Below are 18,421 nucleotides of genomic sequence, written 5' to 3' on the forward strand. Positions count from 1 at the left end.
CTGTCTCCACAGTGAAAGTCTGGATTGCTTCGTCGCATCAGTACAAAATTGCTTGGCAATTTTGTCACGAGCTCCTCGCAATGACGGCGCTTCTTACCTCTGCCGCCGGAAATACCGCTTGCAGCGCTGCTCGGCTTCGGCGGCCGCGGCTTCCGGCGTGGCCGCACCGGTCGCAACGGACGCGAACATCTGGATCAGCACGTAGTCGGCGCTGACGGCACCGGTCGCCGTCGAGATCGGACCTTTGTAGCCGTCGTAATAGCTGCTGTTCATGGTGTCCTTGAAGATCGCGACCTTGGGATCACCTTTCCACACGGCGGCCTCCGCATAGGCGGCCAGCGGCTGCGCCCAATAGCCGGAATTGGCATTGAGCCACGGCTCGTACTGGTCCTTTTCCAGCATGTATTGCAGGAAGGCCTTTGCGGCGTTGGGATACTGGCTGTGCTTGAACACCATGGCGTTCAGCGTCAGGCCCGCCATCGGCGAGATCTTCGCCACGCCCTTCGGCAGGAATTGATGTTCGGTGTCGTCGGCGATCGCCTTGGTCGCCGGATCGTTCTTCAGCGAAAAATAGAGCGAGACGCCGTTGGCGGTCAGCGAAATCTCCTGTGCAGCATAGGCACGGTTGTTGCTGACGTCGTTCCACGACGTCGTGCCGGCGATGAAGGTCGGGTAGAGCTGCTTGACCCAGTTCAGCGCGGCGATCGTCTCCTTGCTGTTGATGGTGACATTGCCCTGTTCGTCCAGCAGGGCTGCGTTGTGCGACCACAGCGCCCAGTTGGCAAATCCGTTGCCGTCGCCTTTGGCGTTGCCGAGCGCGAAGCCCGCGGGCTTGCCGGCCTTCTGCAGCTTCTGGCAGAGATCGAGGATGCCGGCGTGCTCCTCGGGCACCTTATCGAAGCCGACCGATTTCAGGATCGATTTGCGGTAGACCAGCGGCCCGCCGGAGGCGCCGAACGGCAGGCCGATCCAGGTGTCGCTCTTGTTCTTCTTGCCGTAACGCTGTGCCAACGGCAGCCAGCCGCCATAGCGCTTGCCGACATAGTCGGCGACGTCGGTCAGCTCGATCAGTTTGTCGATATAGATGTGCGGTGCGTCGGAGAAGCCGATGATGATGTCGGGGCCGGCGCCTGAATTGGCGGTCACCGCGGTCTGCTGGTTGATGTCCTCCCAGCCGACGAAGTCGACCTTGACTTCGACGCCAGTCTCCTTGGTGAATTTGGCCGCGTTGGCGCGGAAAACGTCCTCGTCGGCCTGGACGAAGCGCACCGGCCGCAGCATGCGCAGACTTGCGCCCTTCTCGATCGGCAGCTTCGGGGCGGGGACATCGGTGGCCTTGATTGCGGATTGAGCGTGCGCTGCAACACCCGTGGCAGCGACCGTTGCAGCGGACAGACCCAGCACCAAGGCATCACGACGTGTGATGTCGTTCCTCATCGGTTCCTCCCTATGATGTCTCCCTTCCCGGCGTTGATCGCCGGTGAAGGGCCGTTTCAGTCTTTCGGCGCGATTTGCACCGGCCGCCTTAGCTGTTGGGCCCGCGATCCATGCTGACGGGTTGCCAGCGGCGGAGCGCGGTGTCCTGCAGCACCGACGGATTGACGCAGCTTACCGGCCACATGCCCTGAAGCACCAGTGACAATTCGTAGCCCACCCGGCGCTTGCGCGCTTCGTCGAACCGTGCCGAGGCCGAGGCGACATGGGCGGTCAGCGTCACGTTTTCCATGCTCAGAATCGGGTTGTTGTGCGAGGGCGGTTCCTTCTCCAGCACGTCGAGCGCGGCGTGCGCGATCCATCCCTCCTGCAGCGCCTTGATCAGGCTTTCCTCGTCCACCGTGGCGCCGCGTCCCGTGTTGATGAAGATCGAGCCCTTCTTCATCTGCCGAAAATGCTTCTCGGTCAGCATGTGATGCACCTCGGGCCGGGCGGGTGCGTGCATCGACACGAAATCCGATTGCGACAGCACCTCGTTCAGCGTCGCCGGCATCACGCCGTGATCGTACATCAGCGTTTCCTGGATGAAGGGATCGTAGGCCATCATGCGAAGGCCGAAGGGAGCCGCCCGCTTCGCCACAGCACGCGCGACGCGGCCGAACGAGATGAAGCCGAGCGTCTGGCCCATCAGCCGCGGAATCTTCAGCAGCGCCGGCCGGCCCTCGGCCCAGCGGCCGGTGCGCACCATCCTGTCTTGCTCCACCAGACGGCGGAAGCCGGCGAGCAGCAGCATCATGGCATGATCGGCGACCTCCTCGATGAAAGTGTCGGGGATGTTGGTCACCGGAATTCCACGGGCGGTGGCGGCCTTCACGTCGACGCTGTCGACGCCGACCGAGCCGAGCGTGATGACCTTGCAGTTCTGCAAGCTGTCGATGATAGTCTTTGAGATCGGGATGCCCTTGGCGTAGATCGCATCGGCATTCCTGGCGGCGGCGATGAACTCCGCCTCGTTGGCGGGCGCCTCGACGATCTCGGCATCAATCGGGTCGAGCGCCTCGCGCTCATAGGAATAATCGCTGCCCGCGACCGTGAAGCTCGCGCCCTTCGGCGTCACCACCCTGTATTTCGGCATTTGCTGCTCCCGATTTGGTTTGTCGGTTCTTGTTGCGGCCCGCATCCTCGAGTGGGCCTTTGCGTCTTTTACGCGAAATCGGCGGGGCGGCGTACAATTCCCGGTTGGTGCCGGAGCGATTATTTGCCGCTTTTCGCGGGCGTCGTCCGGGCTTCTACGGAGGCGCGTAAGGAACTTGATAAGGGGTCGCCCACTAAAAATTGATTCAAATCAAAATGCCTGCGGTGTTGTTCCGCGTCATTCGAGGAGCCCATGGTGAAGTTGAGCAATTTGAAGATCGTCCCAAAGCTGGGCATCCTTGTCGGCGTCACCTTGTTCGGCCTGTGCGTCTCCGGAGTGTTGGCCGCCTATCTGATGAAGAGCGCCATGGTTGAGGCGCGCATCGACCAGACCAAGGCGATCGTCGATCTCGGTCGCAACTACGCCGCCGCTTTGAAGAAGCGCGTTGATGCCGGCGAGCTGACGAAGGATGCGGCCATGGCCGAGCTTCGTCGCTACGGCAACGCCATGACCTACGACAACGGCTCGGGCTATCTGTTCGGCACGACCTATGATGGCATCACCCAGCTTGCGCCCGATCCGAAGCAGATCGGGATGAACCGCATGGACGTCGTGACCAACGGTCGCAAGCTGTCGGTCGAGCTGATGGAGGGCGTCAAGGCCAATGGCTCGATCCTGTTGCACTATGAATATGTCAAGCCCGGTCAGCCAACGCCGGTCCGCAAGATCGGTTATGCCGTCGCCGTTCCCGGCTTCGACATGTATCTCGGCACCGGCGCCTATCTCGACGACATCGACGCCAAGATGAGCCCGGTGTTCTGGTCGCTTGGCCTTGCCATCCTCGCCATTCTCATCGTCGCCGGTAGCGTCGCCTGGATGATCGGTCGCAGCATCAGCCGTCCGCTGGCCCTGCTCGGCACCCGCATGAAGGACCTTGCCGACGGCAAGCTCGAGGGCGATATCCCCGGCGTCGGCCGCGGCGACGAGGTCGGCGCGATGGCTTCGACCGTCCAGATCTTCAAGGACAACGCCGTCCGCATTCGCGAGATCGAGAAGAGCGAGGCGGACGCGAAGGAGCGCGCCGCGGCGGAACGTCGTCGCGCCATGGAAGACATCGCCAACGATTTCGAACGCAGCGTCAACGGCATCGTCCGCTCGGTCTCCACGGCCGCGGCCGGCATGCAGTCCACGGCGCAGTCGATGACCGCGACCGCGAGCGATGCCTCCTCGCGTGCGGCGACGGTCGGCGCAGCCTCGCAGAAGGCCTCCGGCAATGTCGGCACGGTTGCGGCCGCCGCCGAGGAGTTGTCGAGCTCGGTTGCGGAAATCTCCCGCCAGGTGACGCGCTCGACGGAAGTGGCGAGCCGCGCCGTCAGCGACGCCGAGCGTACCAACGCCACTGTGCAGGAGCTATCGACCGGCGCCGAAAAGATCGGTGAGGTGGTCAAGCTCATTCATTCGATCGCGGCGCAGACCAATCTGCTCGCGCTCAACGCCACCATCGAGGCGGCGCGCGCCGGTGAATCCGGCCGCGGCTTCGCCGTGGTCGCCTCCGAGGTCAAGGCACTGGCCAACCAGACCGCCAAGGCGACCGAGGAAATCTCCGCGCAAGTCGCGGCGATGCAGACCTCGACGAGCGATGCGGTCGCAGCGATCGGCGGCATCACCCAGACCATCGCCGAGATGAGCGAGATCACGGCTGGCATTTCAAGCTCGATCGAGCAGCAGGGCGAGGCGACCCGCGAGATCGCCCGCAACATCCAGTCGGTCGCCGCCGGCTCGAGCGAGATCAACGCGCATATCGGCAGCGTCACCTCGGCGGCGGAAGCGACCGGCACCGCGGCCGGCGACGTGCTGACCAATGCCCGCGAGCTGGACCACCAGTCCGGCGCGCTGCGCAGCGCAGTGGACGGCTTCCTCGCCAAGGTGCGCGCGGCGTAAATTTCCTGTTGAGCTGTGTAGGTGGGCAAGACGCATGCCCACCTTTTTCTTTCTGAGGTCGCCGTGCGGCGTTACTTCACCGCCGAACCCTGCCGCGAGGCAATGACGACGCCAGCGAGCACCAGGGCGTAGCCGACCAGGTGGAACGGCTGCAGTCTTTCGCCGAGCAGCAGGATCGCCATCGCCGAGCCGAACACCGGCACCAGATGGAAGAACGGCGCGGCGCGGTTCGGGCCGATCAGCGCGACGCCGCGATTAAAGAAGAGATAGGCGAGCGTCGAAGGGAAGATCAGGATGTAGCCGAGCGTCATCAGCGTCACGGCGTCGAATTGAATGACATTGCCCTGCCAAGCCTCCCAGATCGCCGTCGGCAGCAGCATCGTGGCGCCGCAGCAGGTGGTGAAGGACAGGAATGACAGCTGGTGGATCTTCGGCCGGCGCGGGATGAAGGCGGAGTAGAGCCCGAACGCCACCAGCGAGGAGGCGAACATGATGTCGCCTCTGTTGAACGAGATACTCGCCAACGCCGCGAGATCGCCGCGCAGGATGATGATCAGCACGCCGATCAGCGAGATCGCGATCCCGGCAAGCTGCGCGCCCGTCAGCCGCACGCCGAACAGCACCAGCGACCACAGCGCCACGAACAGGGGACCTGCCGACTGGATCAGCAGCGCGTTCAGCGCCTCGGTATATTGCATCGCCCAGTACGAGATCGCGTTGTTGAAGGCAAAGCCGACCAGCGACAGGAACAGCATCAAGGGCAGGCTCTTGCGTAACGCCGGCCAGTCGCGCTTCAGGTGGGGCCAGGCGAACGGCAGCAGGATCAGGAACACGCCGAACCAGCGGATCGTGGTGACCGTCAATGGCGGCACATGCGCGCCGACGTGACGCGCGAGCACGATGTTGCCGGCCCAGAACAGCGAACTGAGGCTCAGCAGAAGATAGGGCTGGTTGTTGAGCCAACTGGCGGGATTCGTGGCCGGTGGCGCAGGCGAAGCGATCGTCATGGGCGTCGCTTGCGACCTTGCGCCGGATTGCCGTCGTGACACAAGTCACGCCGCTGCAATGCTACAATGCAGGCAGGACCAGAGGAGGTGCCATTGGCGGTCAATATGTTGAACATCCAGGGTCTCGAAGCGCTGGAGCAGCATACTCCGGTGGTGATGCTGAACCTAATGCGTTTCCACGCGCGCTCGCGCGACGGGGAGGGCTCCGGATGGGATGCTTATTTGCGCTACAGCGCGATCACCGTACCCATGATCAAGGCGCGGGGCGGCACCCTGCTGTGGACCGGCGAGGCCAAGGCCGTCGTGCTCGGCCCTCACGCCGGCAACGATTGGGATTTCGTCGCGCTGGTCTACTATCCCACGGTCGCGGCGTTCCTCGACATGATGACGTCGGAGGCTTACGAGCGAGAAGCAGATCCGCATCGCGTCAACGGCTGTGCCGAGCACGTCATCATCGCGACGAGCGAGGCGTACAGCAAATTCAGGAGTGCATCTGCTTCCGCGACGCCACGAACACGCCCGACAGCACCAGCGCGAAGCCGATGAAGTGGAAGGCCTGCGGGCGCTCGCCCAGGAAGGCCATGGCCATGATCGAGCCGAACACCGGTACGACGTGGAAGAACGGCGCGGCGCGGTTGGCGCCGATCAGCCGGACGCCGCGGTTGAAGCAGAGGTAGGCGAGCGTCGAGGGAAACACCGCGACATAGAACAAGGTGAGCAGGTTCGGTCCGTCGAGCTTCATCACCGGACGCGCCGACAATTCCCAGATCTCCAGCGGAATCAGGCAGGCGGCACCGGCGCCGAAGGTGAAGGCGAGGAATGACAGGCCGTGGATCGGCGGTCGCTTCAAGGTCAGCACCGAATAGAGTGCGAAGATGATCAGCGCGACGATGAAGATCAGGTCGCCCTTGTTGAAGGCGATATTCGACAGCGTGGTGATATCGCCATGCAGCAGGATGATCAGCACGCCGCACATCGAGAGAGCTACGCCGAAGGCCTGCGCCGCGGTGAGGCGGATGCCAAGGATAACCAGCGACCACAGCGCCACGACCAGCGGCGCGGCCGACTGCAGCAGCAGTGTGTTGAGTGCCTGGGTGTACTCCAGCGCCCAATATTGCAGGGTGTTGAACGCGCCGATGCCGGTGATCGAGACCACGATCATCAGCCACAGCTTTTTGCGGATCGCCGGCCAGTCCTGGGCGAGATGTTTCCGGGCGAACGGCAGCACCAGCAGGAAGGCGAAGAACCAGCGCAGGAAGGAGAGCGTCACCGGCGGGATGTGGCCGGCGGCAAGCCGCCCGACAATTGCATTGCCGGCCCAGCACAGCGCGGTGATGCTGAGCAGGAGATAAGGCTGGTTGGCAATCCAGTGCTGGCCGGATGTTTCGGCGCTCGTGGTCTGGCCGGTGGCGGACATCGTGATTGTTGTGGCCCCGCGTCATGCGCCGAGCCTCGGCCCGGCGGATGTTCGGGCCGTCCCATGGCCCGGCACGGTCCAAAGACACGGAAATTGGCCCGATATCAATGGGGCGGGGCGCATCGCCTCTATGCGGACGATGCGCAGGAACCTCGGCTCCTGCGCCCCGCGCGGATCGCGAACGACTTCAACAGCTCGGCGCAGGCTAGATAGACGACGACCAGAAGCGCGATGCCGGCCGTCATGATCGGTGGCGGCGCGACGAAGCCGAACCAGGCCCCCAGCGGCGTGAATGGCAGGACCATCGCGACGAGCAGTGCGACCAGCGAGGAGGCGGCGAGCGCGGGATCCGGCCAGTTGCGCCACGGTCGCCCGTTGGTGCGGATGACGAAGATGACCAGGATCTGTGTCGCCATGGATTCGACGAACCAGGCGGTGCGGAATTCGTCCGGCGAAGCCTGGAACAGGTAGAGCAGCGCGCCGAAGGTCAGGAAGTCGAACAGCGACGACAGCGGTCCCATGATTGCGGCGAAGCGCACCAGTCGCGTCATGCTCCACACCTGCGGCTGCGCGGTCGCCTGAGCCGAGACGCGGTCGAAGGGAATGCCGAGCTCGGACAGGTCATAGAGCAGATTGTTGAGCAGGATCTGCGTCGGCAGCATCGGCAGGAACGGCAGCGCGATCGAGGCCGCCGCCATCGACAGCATGTTGCCGAAGTTCGAGCTTGCGCCCATGCGGACATATTTGAGGATGTTGGCGAAGGTCCGCCTTCCTTCCTCGACACCGTCGGCGACGACCTCGAGATCAGACGCGAGCAGGATCATGTCTGCGGCGGCCTGTGCCACGCCGGTTGCGCCGTCGACCGACAGGCCGACATCGGCGACCTTCAGGGCTGGTGCGTCGTTGATGCCGTCGCCGAGGAAACCGACCACCTCCTTCCCCGCCTGCAGCGCCTTGACGATGCGCGACTTCTGATCCGGCGCGAGCCGGCCGAACGCATCGGTCGAACGCACCTGGACGACGAGTGCCTCGTCGCTCAGCTCGGCAATCTCGGACCCCGACAGCACGCGTTCGGCATCGAGTCCGACCAGACCGGCAAGCCGCTTTACCACCACGGGATCGTCGCCCGACAGGATCTTGAGGCTGATGCCGCTTGCCGCGAGCCGGGCGATCGCAGCTGCGGCCGTCGGCTTGGGCGGATCGGCGAAGGCGCAAAAGCCTTCGAAAACGAGGTCGGTCTCGTCGTCCGTTTCGACGTCGCGCAAGCCGCCGTTCCATGACCGGGAGGCGACGGCCACGGCGCGCAGACCTTCGGTCGCGAGCTCATGTACGCGGGCCGCCGCCGCTTTGCGTGCCTGCTCGTCCATCGCGCACAATGCGAGCACGGCCTCCGGCGCGCCCTTGACGATCAGGAGCGCGCCTTCGGGACCGGTTGCGAGCACCGAACCCAACCGGCGCGAGAAGTCGAAGGCCTGTCGTCCCGCCAGCGTCCAGCCCTGGGCGGCGTCGGGCCGGCCGGCGACGAGCGCGGCATCGAGTGCGCCGCGATCGCCGCCGAGCGAGGCCGCGATGGCGCCGAGCCGCGCGGCGCGGGCGTCGTCCTTGCCCGCGGCATCGAGGCTTCCTGCAAGCGTGATCTCGGCCGAGGTCAGCGTGCCCGTCTTGTCCGTGCACAGCACCGTCATGGCGCCGAGATCGTGGATCGCGGCAAGCCGCTTCACGATCACCTTGCGCCCGGCCATGCGTAGCGCGCCGCGCGACAGCGTCACCGTGGTGATCATCGGCAGCAGTTCCGGCGTCAGCCCGACGGCGAGGGCGACGGCAAACAGCAGCGAGTCGAGCACGGGTCGGCCGAACACGACGCGGACGGTGAGCACGACCAGCACCAGCGCCAGGGTGGCGCGCGCAATCACGAGGCCGAATTCGCGCAAGTCGCGCTCGAACGGCGAGGGCGCCTGCGTTTCGGCGAGCGCGGAGGCCGCCGCTCCGAACACCGTGTCGCGACCGGTCCGGACCACGAGTGCAATTGCTTCGCCGGTCTGCGCCACGGCGCCGCGGAACAGTGCATTCGATGTGTCGTCGGGTCCGCTGGCGGTGCCGGCGTGCTTCTGTACGGGATAGGGTTCGCCGGTGAGCGCGGCTTCGCCCGCGGTGAAGGCCCTGGCTTCCAGGATCAGCGCGTCGGCGGGAATGATGTCGCCGGCGCGGACGCGCAGGATGTCGCCTGGAACGACGTGATCCACCTCGACCTCGCGAAAGTTTCCGTCGCGCCTGACCTCGGCCTTGAGCGCGACGGAGCGGCGCAGGATCTCGGCGGCGCGGACCGCATGGCCCTCCTGGACGGTGTCGAGTCCGATCGAAAGCGCGAGAATCAGCACGATGATGAGCCCGCCGATCTCGTCGCCGGTCAGCATCGAGATGGTGCCGGCCACCAGGAGGATCATTGACAGCGGCTCGAGCAGCCGGCGCAGGATCGCGCGCGCCGCGCCCTCGATGCGCGGTGGCGCATCGCTGTTCGGTCCGAACCGGTCGAGCCGTTTGGCCGCCTCGGCCGCGGTCAGGCCCGTGAGCCCGCAGCGGAGGTAGCTGCAGAGATCGGGCGGGGACAGACGCCAGAAATGGGTGTCAGGACGGCTTTGATTTTCCGGCAAACGCAGCTCCCGGTATCAGCGTCTCATGGCGGCAGATGCATCTAAATTCGGCGTAACCTCTTGACCTAGAACAATATCGATTTTCGACGTCACGTTAGCGTCGCGGCCAATCAATCGGGTTGCGCCGAGCCCTCGAGGCCGGGATCCGGCGGCCGGCGGCGCGCGTTGCGGGACGATGTCATGGTCGAACAAGCTATCGTCCTGACACAGCACGGGCGATGGTTTTCCGTCACCAGGCTGTGGTCGGGATTTCTCAGTCACAAATGGTTCATCCTCGCGGCGACGGCGCTGCTCGGGTTCGGTGTCTGGCAGGGTGCGCGGGTGTTGCTCGGGCCCGCAATTGTGGTGGACCAGGTCAAGCTCGGCCGCCTCGTCGAGACGGTTGTGGCCAGTGGGCATGTCGAAACGCCTTATCGCGTCGAGATCGGCAGCCAGATCACCGGCACGGTAGAGGACGTGCTGGTCCAGCAAGGTGAAAAGGTCACCAAGGGCCAGCCTCTGATCTCCCTGGAGTCCCGTGAACTGAGAGCGACCATGGTGCAGGCGCAGGGCGCCGTGGCGCAGGCGGAGGCGCGCATCAAGCAGCTCGAGGAACTGACCCTGCCATCGGCCAGGGAGGCGCTGACCCAGGCACAGGCGACGCTGCTCAACGCCCAGCAGACCTTTGACCGCACCGCCCAGCTCGAACGCAACGGCTATGCGACACGGGCCGCGCTCGATGATGCCCAGAAGACTCTCGACGTCGCGCGCGCGGCGATGCGTTCGGCACAATTCCAGGTCTATACGGCGAGTCCCGGCGGCAGCGACTATGTGATGGCGCAGACCCAGGCCAACCAGGCGCGGGCCAATCTCGACACCGCGGAGTCGCGGCTCGGCTATGCGACCATCATGGCTCCCCGCGATGGTGTCCTGATCTCGCGCAGTGTCGAGCGCGGCACGGTCGTGCAGCCCGGCAAGGCCCTGCTGGTGCTTGCGCCGGCCGGCGACGTGCAGCTCGTGCTGCAGATCGACGAACGCAATCTCGGCAAGATCTCGCTCGGGCAGAAGGCGCTGGCGTCCGCCGACGCCTATCCGGACCGGCGTTTCCCGGCCACGATCACCTATATCAACCCCGGCGTCGATATTTCGCGCGCCTCCGTCGAGGTCAAGCTGACCGTCGCCGATCCGCCGGATTATCTGCGCCAGGACATGACCGTGTCGGTCGATGTCGAGGTTGCCGCTCGCGACAATGCGCTGACCCTGCCGCTGCGCTCGGTGCACGACGTGCTGTCGGGACACCCATGGGTGCTCGGCATCAAGGACGGACGCGCCAGTCAGCGACCGGTGAGGATCGGGCTGCGCGGCAACAACCAGGTCGAGATCATCGACGGTCTTGCCGCCGGCGACGTTGCGATCCCGCAGAGTTCCGGCGTCCTGACCGGACAGCGCGTGCGACCCGTGCTGCAATGAACCGCTGGCTGCCGATCGAATGGACCATGGCCGTGCGCTTCCTGCGCGAAGGCCGGCTGCAGACCATCTTCATCATCGGCGGCATCTCGATCGGCGTCGGCGTCATCGTCTTCATGTCGGCGATGCTCGCCGGGCTTCAGGCGAATTTCATCAAGCGCGTCTTGACCTCGCAGCCGCAGATCCAGCTGCTCTCGCCGGATCAGATCGCGCGCCCGCTGCGCAACACCGCGGGCGAGATCGAGGACGCAGTCGTCCAGCGCCCGAGCCAGCGGGTGATCTCGATCGATCAATGGCCGAAGATCAGGGCGCAGATGCAGGCGATGCCCGAGATCGTCACGGTATCGCCGACGATCCTGGGCTCGGTGCTCGCGGTGCGCGGCGATGCCAGCCGCTCGGTGAACCTGTCGGGTGTCGAGCCGGATTCCTACTTCAAGATCGTCAAGGTTCCCGACTATATCGTGGCCGGCGAGCCTCGCCTGACCAGCGAGGACATCATCATCGGCACCGAGCTCGCGAAGGATCTCGGCGCGACCGTCGGCGACAAGCTCAACATTCGCGCCGCGTCCGGCGCCATGCGCGTGCTCACGATCTCGGGCATCGTCGATCTCGGCAACAAGGGCGTCAACCAGCGCGTCTGCTACGCCGCGCTCCGGACCGCGCAGTCGCTGCTCGGCATGATCGGCGGCGTCACCACGATCGATATCACCGTCGGCGACATCTATGCGGCCGAGGACATCGCCCAGCGCATCCAGGCCGCCAACGTGGTCGAGGCCGACAGCTGGATCAGGACCAACGCCCAGTTCTTTACCGCGGTGCAGGCCCAGCAGAATACCAACACGCTGATCCGCCTGTTCGTCGGCCTATCGGTGGCCTTCGGCATCGCGGCGGTGCTCATCGTCTCGGTGATCCAGCGCTCGAAGGATATCGGCATCCTGCGTGCGATGGGAACCTCGCGTGGCCAGGTCCTGCGCGTCTTCCTACTCCAGGGCGGCCTGCTTGGCTTCGTCGGTTCGCTGTTCGGCGCGGCGATGGGCGCATTTGCACTGGTCTATTGGCATTCGGTGGCCCGCCAAGCCGACGGCACCGAATTGTTTCCGCTGATCCTGGAGCGATCCCTGTTCATTTATACGGCATTGCTCGCCACCGGCACCGGCATCCTGGCCGCGATGGCGCCGGCGATCCGTGCGGCCAAACTCGATCCGGTGGTGGCGATCCGTGGCTGATGCGATCCTGAAGCTCGAACGGGTATGCAAGGCGTATAATGTCGGCCTGCCGACCGAGACCGAAGTGCTGCACGACATCGATCTCGAGCTCGACCACGGCGAGTTTCTCGCCCTGATCGGCCCCTCGGGATCCGGCAAGAGCACGCTGCTCAACATCGTGGGGCTGCTCGATCGTCCGACCTCGGGCCGGCTCTCGATCAAGGGCCACGATACCGCCTCGCTCGGCGACGCCGAAATCACCCGCCTGCGCGGCCATACCATCGGCTTCGTGTTCCAGTATCACCTCCTGATCTCGGCTTTCACGGCGCGTGAGAACGTCATGATGCCGATGCTGGTCGATCGCGGCTTCCCGAGCGCGGAGATCGAGGTGCGGGCCGACCGCTTGCTGGCGCAGGTGGGATTGGAGAAATTCGCCGGCAATCTCGCCAACAACATGTCGGGCGGCCAGCAGCAGCGGGTGGCGGTGGCGCGCGCGCTCGCCATGGGGCCGGACCTCGTGCTGGCGGACGAGCCGACCGGAAATCTCGACACCAGATCGGCGGATGCCGTGTTCGAGCTGATGCGGCAGGTCAATCGCGACAGCGGAACGAGCTTCCTGCTCGTCACCCACAATATGGACCTGGCGCAGCGCTGCGACCGCATCATCGAAGTGATCGACGGCCGCATCCGCGCCTAACGTCGTAGAAGGCGCCCGGCAAGACGGATTTTTAGGGGATATCAAAGGCTTGGATCGCGTATTGGGCCCGAAAAAAGCCCCGTTCTTGCTTGCCTAGATGGGCTGCATCCTTTATCCGGTTGGCTGCCTCGCGCGCGAGCGGCCCCGGCCGTGGATTGGCTGGGCGCATCTAAAATCTTCGAAGGGAATCCCCGCGAATGGCCAATGTTGTCGTCGTCGGCGCCCAGTGGGGCGACGAAGGAAAGGGCAAGATCGTCGACTGGTTGTCGGAGCAGGCGGACATCGTCGTCCGCTTCCAGGGCGGCCATAACGCCGGCCATACGCTGGTCATCAACGGCAAGACCTACAAGCTGGCGCTGCTGCCCTCGGGCGTGCTGCGCGAGGGCAAGCTGTCGGTGATCGGCAACGGCGTGGTGTTCGATCCCGCCGCCTTCCTCGACGAGGTGACCAAGCTTCGCTCCCAGGGCGTCGCGGTCTCGCCGGAAAATTTGCGCGTCGCCGAGAACGTCACCCTGATCCTGCCGCTGCATCGTGAGCTCGACGCCCTGCGCGAGTCCTCGAACGCGGCGACCGCGATCGGGACCACCCGCCGCGGCATTGGACCTGCCTATGAGGACAAGGTCGGCCGCCGCGCCATCCGGCTGATGGACCTGGCCGATCTCGACACGCTGCCGCACAAGATCGACCGGCTGCTCGCCCACCACAACGCGCTGCGTCGCGGTCTCGATCTGCCGGAGTTCGATGGCAAGGAGATTTTGAAGGAGCTGAGCGCGCTGGCGCCGCAGCTGCTGCCCTATGCCGAGACGGTGTGGCGTCTGCTCGACATCGAGCGGCGCGCCGGCAAGCGCATGCTGTTCGAGGGCGCGCAGGGCGCGCTGCTCGACGTCGACCACGGCACCTATCCCTACGTCACCTCGTCCAACACGGTGGCCGCGCAGGCCGCGACCGGGGCCGGCCTCGGGCCGGGCGCGGTCGGCTATGTGCTGGGTCTCTGCAAGGCCTATACGACCCGGGTCGGGCAGGGCCCGTTCCCGACCGAGCAAGACAACGAGACCGGCCGCAAGATCGGCGAACGCGGCCGCGAGTTCGGCACCAACACCGGCCGTCCGCGCCGCTGCGGCTGGTTCGATGCGGTGCTGGTCCGCCAGGCGGTCCGGACCTGCGGCATCAACGGGCTGGCGCTGACCAAGCTCGACATCCTCGACGGTTTCGACACGATCGAGGTCTGCACGGGCTACAAGCTCGATGGCAAGGAGATCGACCATTTCCCGGCCGGCGAGGGCGCCCAGGCCAGGGTCGAGGCCATTTACGAGACCATCGAGGGCTGGAAAGAGCCGACCGCCAACGCCCGGTCCTGGGCCGACCTGCCGGCCCAGGCCATCAAATATGTCCGCCGTATCGAGGAATTGGTGGGGTGCCCGGTCGCCCTGCTTTCCACCAGCCCCGAACGCGAGGATACTATCCTGGTGCAAAATCCGTTTGAGGCTTAACGATCTCTTACCAGGACGCGGGTATAGTTGAGTAGAAATGGCTGATTACTATCCGCTGATCGCCCGCGCTATTGCCGCCTTGGACCCCAACGCTCCCGGCGAAAGCCGGCGCGCGCTCTATGAACGGGCGCGCACGGCCCTGATCGCGCAGCTGCGCAGCGTGCAGCCGCCGCTCTCCGAATCCGAGATCACCCGCGAACGGCTGTCACTCGAAGAGGCTGTCCGCAAGGTCGAATCGGAAGCCGCCCAGCGCGCCCGCGAGGCCTCGCGCCCCGGTGGCGGCGCCCGCCCTGGCGGTAGCGGCGATGCGTTCCGAAAGGCGAGCACCCGGGCGGCCGACAACAATCCGTCCGCTCAGCCGGCCGCGCCGCGGGTTCGTCCCGCCGCGCCGCCGCCGCGCAACGATCGCCCGCCGGTCGGCGGGGACGACCAGGGCGATGCCTCGCGTCCGCCGCGCGCCCCGCGTTTCGATGCGCCGCGTCCGCCGGAGCCGCCGGCCGGGCGCGACCGCCCCGCTCCACGCCGCCCGACGGAAGGCGGACCGCCGCCACCGATGCCGTCGGCGCCGGGCGTGCGTGGCTTCCGTGACATCACCGCCGACGTCAATGATCTCGGCGGTGCCGCCGCGCAGGCCAATCGCGCCGCGCGGCGCACCTACGCCAACGTGCCCTCGCCCTCGCCGGAATTCGACCGGCTCGAGCCGAGCCTGGAAAACCGCGCCGGCGAAGGCGAGGCGCCCTATTCCTATGACGAGTCGATCGAGGAGGCCGAGCGCTACACGCCGCAGCCGCCGTCGTCGCGGCCGCGCATCGCGCCCAATCGGGACGCCAAGAAGCGCGCGCGCACCGGCTCCATGTTTCCGTTCAAGACTGCGATCGCGATCGGCATCGTGCTGATCCTGGTCGGCGCCGGCCTGCTCTGGGGCAAACAGCTGGTTCAGACCGCGACCAATCTGCTCAAGCCTTCGCCCACCCAGGTGGTGGAGGCGCCGAAGGACACGTCGCAGCCGCAGAGCAAGCCCAAGATTCCGGATCGTGTCGGCCAGCCCTCGGCCAGCGACCAGCCGGTCGCGCCGGTGGCGCAGAAGGTCGTGCTCTATGACGAGGATCCGTCCGATCCGAAGGGCAAGCAATATGTCGGCTCGGTGGTGTGGCGGCTCGAGCCGATCAAGGCATCGGGCAATCAGAAGGCCGACGTCGCGGTGCGCGCGGACATCGAGATTCCCGATCGCAAGTTCAAGATGACGATGTCGTTCCGCCGCAATACCGACTCGTCGCTGCCGGCGAGCCACACGGCCGAGCTGACCTTCGTCCTGCCGCCGGACTTTCCGGGCGGCGGCGTCTCCAACGTGCCTGGCATCCTGATGAAGTCGAACGAGCAGGCGCGCGGCACGCCGCTCGCCGGCCTCGCGGTCAAGGTCACCGACGGCTTCTTCCTGGTCGGTCTCTCCAATGTCGACGCCGACCGCAGCCGCAACGTCCAGCTCCTGAAGGAGCGCTCCTGGTTCGACGTGCCGCTGGTCTACGCCAACCAGCGCCGCGCCATCATCGCCATCGAGAAGGGCGCCCCCGGGGAGCGCGCCTTCAATGACGCGTTCGCGCAGTGGGGCGACTAAACCAGGTCCAAGCCATCTCCGTCATTCCGGGCGCGCGTAGCGCGAAGCCGGAATGACATCTCGATAGGCTCTACTGCGCGGCCGCTTCCCGCTTGCGGGCCGCCGCGGCGGCGTGCTCGCGGTCCATCACGGCGCGGCAGCCGGGGCTGACCTGCGATTTCTTCCGGACCATGCAGGCGGTGATGCGCGGAATGTCGGGGATTTCGTTGGAGCACAGCCGCATCGCATCGCCCGAGCACATCTGCTGCGCTTCCTGCGAGAAGGCGAGACCGGGTGACGTCTGGAGTGTGAAGGCGGTGGCGGTAAAGGCCAACAGCGAAGCGGTGGTCTTAAGCAGCGAAGCGATCGTCTGGTAGCGTGTCATGAACATTGCGTCCCCGAGTTCCGTGGATTGAACCACTTGGTTTTTGGGGCGCTGCACGTGGCTTGATCTGCCGCATGTCACAGCCTTCACGCCGGGAGCTCAATCCCGTGTGTGGTCGCTCGATTTCTTGATGTTCGAATCGAAAAGTGCTGCGCCGCCCGATTCGAGTATGCGCCAAAGTCGCGAAGCTTCAATGGGAGGCGCGAAGGAATTCGCAGCTGTTGCGCGGCCGTCACGCAAAATGCTCCGAGCACGCGTCAGATCAGCCGATCGGACGATACGCCGGCTTGTTCCATGTCGTCGGCCGTGAGGGCGGCGGCGTGCTCCTCGAGAGCGGTGATGCCCTTCGCCGTGAGCTCGAACAGATCGCCGTCCTTCATCACATAGCCGTCGGCGATCAATTCGCCGATCTTGCCGTGGCGATCGTCGGCGAAGGCGACGGACTGGCTGATGTCCTTGAGGATCGAGAGCTGTTCATCCCGCAACATCGCTTCGTCCTCCATTCGCCGGGATCGCCGGCTCCTCACATGCCGTGGCTCTGAAAGACCTTGCTGCAGGATCGCGACAGCTTGGTGCGGTGGGCCTGCAGGCAGCTCTGCACCGCACTATCATTGCCGAGATCCTTGCGGCACAGCCGCGAGGCATCGCGCGAGCAGGCATTCTGCTCCTGCGGTGTGCCCATATGACCTTGCGCGAAGGCGGGTGCGGTGGACAGTCTGCCAAGGGACAGGAGGGTGATCGTCGCCAGCAGCAACAGTTTACGAGACATCGGCCGCTCCACATCTGACAGGTCAATTTAGGGTCCTGTCAGAACTCGTCGCTTTGCCACTTGTTCCCTTGACGGCCGTAACCGCTATCCAAGGTTCCGGCCGCGCTGCTATAAAAGCCCATGGGTATGAGGAGTTCTTGATGAAACGCTATCTGGTGTTTGCGCTCGTTGGTCCCTTCGTGGGCGGCTTCCTGCTGCTGCTGACCACCACCTACCAGTCCGGCTACTGGACCCAGACCAGCCTCGGCGAGGTCGGCAAGCTGTTCGTCGTGTTCTTCAAGACCCTGCAATACAGCTATCTGTTCGGCTTCCTGCCGTCGCTGATGATCGGTGCGGTCGACGATATCCTGACCCATGTCCGGCGGATCCGGCCGGGCTTGCGGATGCTGCTGGTGGGTCTGTTCGCCTTCATCCTCGCCGCCTTCACCTATGGCTCGCGCGGGTCGGATTCGGGCGCGGTACAGTTCATCCTGTACGGCATGGTCGGCTTCGTGCCGACGGTGATTTCATCCTGGTTGGTGCATCACTATGTCGAGGAGCCGCAGCCCGCAGCGGCTGCGAGCTGAGCGCGGCTCTCGGACGCGGTGCAGCAACCTTCCGCTGCGCTCGTGCGTTCCCCAATGGCCATGACCATGCCCGACGACGACATTCTCGCACCCCGCAAGTCCCGTTCCGGGCCGCATTCGCGCGCCGATTTTTCGGCCCGTGAAGCGCGCGGACCTATCATCGACCAGGAGGGTCGTGAGATCCGCCCCGAGACGCTGGAGCAGGGATTTCGCGAGTTTCGCTTCGAGTTCGGTCAAGGATTTGGCAACGCCGGTCCGTTCGGCAATCTGACGCGCGAACAGCGCATCCTCAGGTTCGAGGCGATCGCCAAACTGCTCGACGTCGCCTTCGTCCTGCCGGGCACCAATATCCGCTACGGCATCGACGGGCTGATCGGCCTGATCCCTGTGATCGGCGACATCATCACCACCGCGATCTCGCTGTGGCTGGTGCGCGAGGCCCGCGCGCTTGGCGCGCCCTGGTACATTACCGCGCGGATGCTCGGCAATGTCGCGGTCGACGGCGTGGTCGGCATGGTGCCGTTCGCGGGCGATGCCTTCGACGTCATGTTCCGCGCCAACATGCGCAACGTGCGCCTGCTCCGTCGCTGGCTCGACAAGCAGCCGCGGATGTAGCTGCGGCGAGGGCGCCCGCCGGAGTCCCTCTGCGGAATGATTCTCGATTGCTTCGCTGCGCTCGCAGTG

General features: G+C 65.3%; 17 protein-coding genes. 9 read left to right on the forward strand and 8 right to left on the reverse strand.

The window, feature by feature from the left end; translation table 11 throughout:
• Nucleotides 1-93: 93 nt before the first annotated feature.
• Both XH88_RS34175 and XH88_RS34180 read right to left on the reverse strand, forming a co-directional pair.
• The gene (locus XH88_RS34175) at nt 94-1,437 is read right to left on the reverse strand and encodes an ABC transporter substrate-binding protein (RefSeq protein ID WP_271672590.1); all 1,344 of its coding nucleotides are present in this window, start codon (nt 1,435-1,437) and stop codon (nt 94-96) included.
• Nucleotides 1,438-1,525: 88 nt separating this feature from the next.
• The gene (locus XH88_RS34180; RefSeq protein ID WP_271672591.1) at nt 1,526-2,569 is read right to left on the reverse strand and encodes a C-terminal binding protein; all 1,044 of its coding nucleotides are present in this window, start codon (nt 2,567-2,569) and stop codon (nt 1,526-1,528) included.
• Nucleotides 2,570-2,824: 255 nt separating this feature from the next.
• On the opposite strand from XH88_RS34180, the gene XH88_RS34185 reads away from it, so the two are divergent.
• Nucleotides 2,825-4,510, forward strand: a complete 1,686-nt coding sequence (locus XH88_RS34185) for a methyl-accepting chemotaxis protein (protein WP_271672630.1) — start codon at nt 2,825-2,827, stop codon at nt 4,508-4,510.
• Between the two features lie 71 nt (nt 4,511-4,581).
• Here the strand turns inward: XH88_RS34185 and XH88_RS34190 are convergent, their stop codons facing one another.
• Nucleotides 4,582-5,517, reverse strand: a complete 936-nt coding sequence (locus XH88_RS34190; RefSeq protein WP_271672592.1) for a DMT family transporter — start codon at nt 5,515-5,517, stop codon at nt 4,582-4,584.
• A 93-nt stretch (nt 5,518-5,610) separates the two neighbouring features.
• Here XH88_RS34190 and XH88_RS34195 point away from each other — a divergent pair, with 93 nt between their 5' ends.
• Nucleotides 5,611-6,063: a DUF1330 domain-containing protein gene (locus XH88_RS34195; RefSeq protein ID WP_271672593.1), complete on the forward strand. Its 453-nt coding sequence runs from the start codon at nt 5,611-5,613 to the stop codon at nt 6,061-6,063.
• Here XH88_RS34195 and XH88_RS34200 read toward each other — a convergent pair.
• Nucleotides 5,999-6,934, reverse strand: coding sequence for a DMT family transporter (locus tag XH88_RS34200; RefSeq protein ID WP_271672594.1), 936 nt, complete (start codon nt 6,932-6,934; stop codon nt 5,999-6,001). The genes XH88_RS34195 and XH88_RS34200 overlap by 65 nt on opposite strands.
• Before the next feature lie 128 nt (nt 6,935-7,062).
• Complete coding sequence (gene mgtA / locus XH88_RS34205; protein WP_271672595.1) at nt 7,063-9,585, reverse strand: magnesium-translocating P-type ATPase; 2,523 nt, start codon at nt 9,583-9,585, stop codon at nt 7,063-7,065.
• Between the two features lie 180 nt (nt 9,586-9,765).
• Here mgtA and XH88_RS34210 point away from each other — a divergent pair, with 180 nt between their 5' ends.
• From XH88_RS34210 to XH88_RS34230, 5 genes are all read left to right on the forward strand, one after another.
• Nucleotides 9,766-11,034 (forward strand): efflux RND transporter periplasmic adaptor subunit, encoded by a 1,269-nt coding sequence (locus XH88_RS34210; protein ID WP_271672596.1) that lies wholly within the window; start codon nt 9,766-9,768, stop codon nt 11,032-11,034.
• Complete coding sequence (locus XH88_RS34215; RefSeq protein WP_271672597.1) at nt 11,031-12,257, forward strand: ABC transporter permease; 1,227 nt, start codon at nt 11,031-11,033, stop codon at nt 12,255-12,257. The genes XH88_RS34210 and XH88_RS34215 overlap by 4 nt, the downstream gene beginning before the upstream one ends.
• A complete protein-coding gene (locus tag XH88_RS34220) occupies nt 12,250-12,933 on the forward strand; it encodes an ABC transporter ATP-binding protein (protein WP_271672598.1) in 684 nt (227 codons plus the stop codon). The genes XH88_RS34215 and XH88_RS34220 overlap by 8 nt, the downstream gene beginning before the upstream one ends.
• A gap of 197 nt (nt 12,934-13,130) precedes the next feature.
• Nucleotides 13,131-14,423 (forward strand): adenylosuccinate synthase, encoded by a 1,293-nt coding sequence (locus XH88_RS34225; RefSeq protein ID WP_271672599.1) that lies wholly within the window; start codon nt 13,131-13,133, stop codon nt 14,421-14,423.
• 37 nt (nt 14,424-14,460) lie between these two features.
• Nucleotides 14,461-16,038 carry a hypothetical protein gene (locus XH88_RS34230; RefSeq protein WP_271672600.1) on the forward strand — a complete coding sequence of 526 codons (1,578 nt, stop codon included), beginning with the start codon at nt 14,461-14,463 and terminating at the stop codon, nt 16,036-16,038.
• 70 nt (nt 16,039-16,108) lie between these two features.
• Here XH88_RS34230 and XH88_RS34235 read toward each other — a convergent pair whose 3' ends face one another.
• The 3 genes from XH88_RS34235 to XH88_RS34245 form a co-directional block, all read right to left on the reverse strand.
• A complete protein-coding gene (locus tag XH88_RS34235; protein ID WP_271672601.1) occupies nt 16,109-16,402 on the reverse strand; it encodes a hypothetical protein in 294 nt (97 codons plus the stop codon).
• Nucleotides 16,403-16,659: 257 nt separating this feature from the next.
• Nucleotides 16,660-16,890, reverse strand: a complete 231-nt coding sequence (locus XH88_RS34240; protein WP_271672602.1) for a hypothetical protein — start codon at nt 16,888-16,890, stop codon at nt 16,660-16,662.
• Between the two features lie 35 nt (nt 16,891-16,925).
• Nucleotides 16,926-17,171, reverse strand: coding sequence for a hypothetical protein (locus tag XH88_RS34245; RefSeq protein WP_271672603.1), 246 nt, complete (start codon nt 17,169-17,171; stop codon nt 16,926-16,928).
• Between the two features lie 140 nt (nt 17,172-17,311).
• On the opposite strand from XH88_RS34245, the gene XH88_RS34250 reads away from it, so the two are divergent.
• The gene (locus XH88_RS34250) at nt 17,312-17,737 is read left to right on the forward strand and encodes a DUF5413 family protein (protein ID WP_271672604.1); all 426 of its coding nucleotides are present in this window, start codon (nt 17,312-17,314) and stop codon (nt 17,735-17,737) included.
• Between the two features lie 60 nt (nt 17,738-17,797).
• Nucleotides 17,798-18,352: a DUF4112 domain-containing protein gene (locus XH88_RS34255; RefSeq protein WP_271672631.1), complete on the forward strand. Its 555-nt coding sequence runs from the start codon at nt 17,798-17,800 to the stop codon at nt 18,350-18,352.
• Nucleotides 18,353-18,421 lie beyond the last annotated feature (69 nt).

Origin of the sequence: Bradyrhizobium sp. CCBAU 51627, from assembly GCF_028128765.1 — a bacterium.
In the GTDB taxonomy this organism is placed as follows: domain Bacteria; phylum Pseudomonadota; class Alphaproteobacteria; order Rhizobiales; family Xanthobacteraceae; genus Bradyrhizobium.

Bases quoted from the DNA above. Each gene is read 5' to 3' on its own strand.
- XH88_RS34175 (WP_271672590.1), bottom strand. From the start codon at position 1,437: ATGAGGAACGACATCACACGTCGTGATGCCTTGGTGCTGGGTCTGTCC.
- XH88_RS34180 (WP_271672591.1), bottom strand. From the start codon at position 2,569: ATGCCGAAATACAGGGTGGTGACGCCGAAGGGCGCGAGCTTCACGGTC.
- XH88_RS34190 (WP_271672592.1), bottom strand. From the start codon at position 5,517: ATGACGATCGCTTCGCCTGCGCCACCGGCCACGAATCCCGCCAGTTGG.
- XH88_RS34200 (WP_271672594.1), bottom strand. From the start codon at position 6,934: ATGTCCGCCACCGGCCAGACCACGAGCGCCGAAACATCCGGCCAGCAC.
- XH88_RS34210 (WP_271672596.1), top strand. From the start codon at position 9,766: ATGGTCGAACAAGCTATCGTCCTGACACAGCACGGGCGATGGTTTTCC.
- XH88_RS34215 (WP_271672597.1), top strand. From the start codon at position 11,031: ATGAACCGCTGGCTGCCGATCGAATGGACCATGGCCGTGCGCTTCCTG.
- XH88_RS34225 (WP_271672599.1), top strand. From the start codon at position 13,131: ATGGCCAATGTTGTCGTCGTCGGCGCCCAGTGGGGCGACGAAGGAAAG.
- XH88_RS34230 (WP_271672600.1), top strand. From the start codon at position 14,461: ATGGCTGATTACTATCCGCTGATCGCCCGCGCTATTGCCGCCTTGGAC.
- XH88_RS34235 (WP_271672601.1), bottom strand. From the start codon at position 16,402: ATGACACGCTACCAGACGATCGCTTCGCTGCTTAAGACCACCGCTTCG.
- XH88_RS34240 (WP_271672602.1), bottom strand. From the start codon at position 16,890: ATGTTGCGGGATGAACAGCTCTCGATCCTCAAGGACATCAGCCAGTCC.
- XH88_RS34245 (WP_271672603.1), bottom strand. From the start codon at position 17,171: ATGTCTCGTAAACTGTTGCTGCTGGCGACGATCACCCTCCTGTCCCTT.
- XH88_RS34250 (WP_271672604.1), top strand. From the start codon at position 17,312: ATGAAACGCTATCTGGTGTTTGCGCTCGTTGGTCCCTTCGTGGGCGGC.
- XH88_RS34255 (WP_271672631.1), top strand. From the start codon at position 17,798: ATGACCATGCCCGACGACGACATTCTCGCACCCCGCAAGTCCCGTTCC.